The sequence below is a fragment of the Actinomadura montaniterrae genome, assembly GCF_008923365.1.
GTDB lineage: Bacteria > Actinomycetota > Actinomycetes > Streptosporangiales > Streptosporangiaceae > Spirillospora > Spirillospora montaniterrae.
Window position 1 is genome coordinate 9,718 of sequence record NZ_WBMR01000238.1, and the last position, 4,156, is coordinate 13,873.

The following is a 4,156-nucleotide window of genomic DNA, read 5'->3' on the forward strand; positions in this document are numbered from 1 at the left end:
GGCGCACCGGCCGTTCGCGGTGCCGGAACCTGGGCGCTGACCCCGGGGCGGCGGCGCTCCCGGAGGAGCGCCGCCGCGAGGTCATCGGAGCCCGTCCGTCACGTGTGGGCGGGAAGCGGCTCGTCCTGGAAGGTGTGGTCGATGTCGACGCGCTCCAGCGGCGCCAGGTGGCGGCGCCGGGTCACGAGGACGCCGATCGCGACGACGCAGCAGGCGGCGCCGACCACGTAGGGCAGGTGCGGGTTGACCTCTTCGGCGAGCTTGGTCGCGAAGTAGGGGGCGAGGGCCCCGCCCATCCAGCGGACGAAGTTGTACCCGGCGGACGCGACGGGCCGCGGGTTGTCGGAGACCTCCATCGCGGCCTCGGTGAACGCGGTGTTGTTCAGCCCGATCGGGATGCCGGACAGGATCGTGCAGACGATGATCCCGTCGTGTCCGAGGAAGGCGAGGCCGAGCTGGAACAGCACCAGCAGCGCCAGCCCGAGGTACATGACCCGGACCGTTCCGATCCGCCGCTGCAGCGCCGGCGCGCCGAACACCGAGGCCAGCGCGACCATCACACCCCAGCCGAAGAACACCAGGCCGATGCCGTGCGCGCTCATCCCGAGCACGAACGGGGTGAAGGCGAGGACGGTGAAGAACGCGTAGTTGTAGAACAGCGCGGTGAACGCGGTGGTGGACAGCCCGCCGTGCGCGAGCGCCCGGATCGGCGCGCTCAGCCGGGTCTTCCCGGCGGGCTTCGGCGGCGCCTTGAGCAGCGTGCTGATCAGCAGGAAGCCGACGGCCATCAGGACCGCGGTGCCGAAGAACGGGAACCGCCAGTTCATGTCGCCGAGCAGGGCGCCGACGAGCGGGCCGAGCGAGATGCCGAGGCCGAGCGCGGCCTCGTACAGGACGATGGCCTTCTCGGCGCCGCCGGACGCGGCGCCGACGATGACGGCGAGCGCGGTGGCGACGAACAGCGCGTTGCCGAGGCCCCAGCCGGCGCGGAACCCGACGAGCTGCCCGACGGTGTCGGACGTCCCGGCGAGCGCGGCGAACACCACGACGAGGGTGAGCCCGATCATCAGCGTCTTCTTGCCGCCGATCCGGCTGGACACCCAGCCGGTGATCAGCATGGCCACCGCGGTGATCAGGAAGTAGCTGGTGAACAGCAGCGAGACCTGGCTCGGCGTCGCCTTCAGGTTCGTGGCGATCGCGGGCAGGATCGGGTCGACGAGCCCGATGCCCATGAAGGCGACGACGGCGGCGAAGGCGGTGGCCCACACCGACATCGGCTGCCTGAGGATGCCGCCGCGCCTCGTGGTCGACGAGGGCTGAGCGTGCATGGAGACCCCCCTTTGAGAGATCAAGGAGCGGTGAAGAGCTTGTCGAGGGCGGGCAGCGCCGCGGCGACCGCCGCGCGCTCCTCGTCCGTCAGCGCCGCGAACCGTTCGGCCAGGAAGCCGATGCGCTGCGCGCGCCCCGCGGCCAGCCGCTCGCGGCCGGCCGCGGTGAGCGCGGCGGTGACGACGCGGGCGTCCGAGCCGTCCCGGCCGCGCTCGACCAGGCCGTCCCGTTCCAGCCGGTTGATCTGCGCGGTCATGGTGGGGAGCCGGACGCCGTGCTCGGCGGCCAGTTCGGTCATGCGGCGCGGGCCGTGCTCGAGCGAGCCGAGCACCGACAGTTGCTGGCTGGTGATCGGCTGGTCGGCACTGACCCGGCGCAGCGTCAGCACGATGTGCCGGAGGCTGCGGTTGAGCTGCTCGGCCAGCGCGCTCTCGGGAACGGTCACGGTTGCTCTCCTCGGAAATTACTTAGTCAGTCTAAGTTAGTGTGGCTAAGCATCGAAGCGGTCCGGCCTGTCTCGTCCGTCACACGCCGCCCGCCTTCCGGCGCCCGTAGGCTTCGGGGCATGGCGATGGAGACCACGGCCGAGTCCCCCGTGCCGGTGCGGACCGTCCTGCAGGCGGTCGGCGGCTGGATCGGCCGCCTCGGCCGGATCTGGGTCGAGGGCCAGATCACCGACCTGAACGCGCGCGGCGGCACCGTCTACGTGACGCTGCGCGACCCCGTCGCGAACATGTCCGTGCGGGTCGTCGGGCCGCGCGGGGTGTTCGAGGCCGCCGGGCCCGCCGTCACCGACGGCGCCCGCGTCGTCGTGCACGCCAAGCCCGACTTCTGGATCAACCGCGGGACGTTCTCGCTCAGCGCCATCGAGGTCCGCCCGGTCGGCGTCGGCGAGCTGCTCGCCCGGCTGGAGCGGCTCAAGCAGGTGCTCGCGTCCGAGGGCCTGTTCCGCCCCGAGCGCAAGCGGCCGCTGCCGTTCCTGCCCGGCAAGATCGGCCTCATCTGCGGCCGCGACTCCGACGCCGAGCACGACGTCCTGCAGAACGCGCGCCGCCGCTGGCCCGCCGTCGCTTTCCGCGTCGAGAACACCGCCGTCCAGGGCTCCTACGCGGTCGGCGAGGTCATGGAGGCGCTCCGGAAGCTGGACGCCGACCCCGAGATCGAGGTCATCGTCATCGCGCGCGGCGGCGGCGCCATGGAGGATCTGCTGCCGTTCTCCGACGAGGCGCTCGTCCGCGCGGTCGCCGCCGCCCGCACCCCCGTCGTCAGCGCCATCGGGCACGAGCAGGACAGCCCGATCCTCGACCTCGTCGCCGACGTCCGCGCCTCCACCCCGACCGACGCGGCGAAGAAGACCGTCCCGGACGTGCGCGAGCAGCTCCAGCTCGTCCGGCAGCTCCGCGACCGCGGCCGGCGCTGCCTCGCCGGCGCGGTGGAGCGGGAGCTGCACTGGCTGCGCAACGTCCGGTCGCGGCCCGCCCTCGCCGACCCGGTCCGGGAGATCGAACGGCAGTCCGAGCAGGTCCTGGCGCTGCGCGACCGGACCCGCCGGTGCGTGGCGTCCGCCCTGGACCGGGCCGGGGACGAGCTGTCGCACACCCGCGCCCGCCTGCTCGCCCTCTCCCCCGCCGCGACGCTCGACCGCGGCTACGCGATCGTCCAGCGCGAGGACGAGTCGGTCGTGCGGGAGCCCGCGGACGTCAAGGACGGCGAGCGCCTCCACGTCCGCCTGTCCGGCGGCCGCCTCACCGCCACCGTCTCGGGCCGCGAGGAGCCCTAGACTGACGAGAGTGGCAGAAGAGAACGCGACCGAGCGCAAGCCCTCGTACGAGCAGGCCCGCGACGAGCTGACCGACGTCGTGAAGCGCCTGGAGGCCGGCGGGCTGACGCTGGAGGAGTCCCTCGCCCTGTGGGAGCGCGGCGAGAAGCTCGCCGCCGTCTGCGAGGAATGGCTCGAGGGGGCGCGCGCCAGGCTCGCCGCCGCCATGAAGGGACCGGAGGACGGCGAGGCCCCGGCCCCGTTCTGACCGTAGGGCACCACGGATCCGGGGCGGGCCCGCGAGCCCGGGTCAGGACCCCTGGGTGGCCGGGGCCGACGCCGACGGCGCCGGGCCCGCACCCTGCTTCGCCTGCGGCTTCAGCGAGGCGGCGAGCACCGCCAGCTCCTCGTAGGACGCGGTCCCCGTCACCACGATGCTCGTCCCGCCGGGCCCCGGCCTCGCCAGCGAGTTCGCCTTCTTGTCGTTGCGGTGGTACTTCGCCCACGATGCGCCGGCGACCTGCATCGTGCCGATCGGCTTGCTGCTGTTGGTCATCCGCGGGACGTACGCTTCCGCCTTCTCGTTGCTCTGCTCCAGCGCCGCGTACTCGCCCTTCGGCGTCACGAACCCCAGGTGCCAGGCCACCGGCTGCTTTCCGCCGGACTCCAGCCCGCTGATGCGCGAGCTCGTCGGCCGCCAGCGCGGCGACAGGCCCTCCGGCGCCCAGACCGTGTACGGCGCGTCGCCGCGCATGGCCCACAGCTGCGAGGCGTAGTCGACGGTCGGCAGCACTTCCTTGTTGTCGCGCGGCGTGATCACGAAGATCGCCAGCACGAGCAGCAGGCACGCGCCCATCGCCATCGTGAACCCGCCGAGCCCGGTCGTCAGCCGCTTGTACACGGCCGGGCTGACCTTGACCACGGGACGTCCCGCGCCCTGCGCCGCCGCGGCGGCCTCGCCTTCGCCGGAGGCACCCTCGCCGGACGCGCCATCCCCGGACGCGGTGCCCTCGGCCGCGGACGCCGCGGACGCCGCGGGCGGCTCCCCGGCGGGCGGCCGCTCGCCGG

5 protein-coding genes are annotated in these 4,156 nt (G+C 73.4%); 2 read left to right on the top strand and 3 right to left on the bottom strand.

The features are described from left to right. Nucleotides 1-98 precede the first annotated feature (98 nt). Both F9B16_RS42790 and F9B16_RS42795 read right to left on the bottom strand, forming a co-directional pair. Entirely contained in the window at nt 99-1,328 is a 1,230-nt protein-coding gene (locus F9B16_RS42790) for an MFS transporter (protein ID WP_151545988.1), read from the bottom strand. A 20-nt stretch (nt 1,329-1,348) separates the two neighbouring features. Continuing rightward, nucleotides 1,349-1,774, bottom strand: a complete 426-nt coding sequence (locus tag F9B16_RS42795; RefSeq protein WP_151545989.1) for a MarR family winged helix-turn-helix transcriptional regulator — start codon at nt 1,772-1,774, stop codon at nt 1,349-1,351. A gap of 120 nt (nt 1,775-1,894) precedes the next feature. On the opposite strand from F9B16_RS42795, the gene xseA reads away from it, so the two are divergent. Together xseA and F9B16_RS42805 are read left to right on the top strand one after the other, a co-directional pair. Next, nucleotides 1,895-3,109, top strand: coding sequence for an exodeoxyribonuclease VII large subunit (gene xseA, locus F9B16_RS42800; RefSeq protein ID WP_151545990.1), 1,215 nt, complete (start codon nt 1,895-1,897; stop codon nt 3,107-3,109). 10 nt (nt 3,110-3,119) lie between these two features. Further along, entirely contained in the window at nt 3,120-3,356 is a 237-nt protein-coding gene (locus F9B16_RS42805; protein ID WP_404800569.1) for an exodeoxyribonuclease VII small subunit, read from the top strand. A 42-nt stretch (nt 3,357-3,398) separates the two neighbouring features. Here F9B16_RS42805 and F9B16_RS42810 read toward each other — a convergent pair. Then, the coding region (locus F9B16_RS42810) for a DUF4245 domain-containing protein (RefSeq protein WP_225992443.1) at nt 3,399-4,156 on the bottom strand (758 nt) is incomplete at its 5' end.

Excerpts from the sequence above, each read along its gene's own strand:
- F9B16_RS42790 (WP_151545988.1), bottom strand. The coding sequence starts at position 1,328 with ATGCACGCTCAGCCCTCGTCGACCACGAGGCGCGGCGGCATCCTCAGG.
- xseA (WP_151545990.1), top strand. The coding sequence starts at position 1,895 with ATGGCGATGGAGACCACGGCCGAGTCCCCCGTGCCGGTGCGGACCGTC.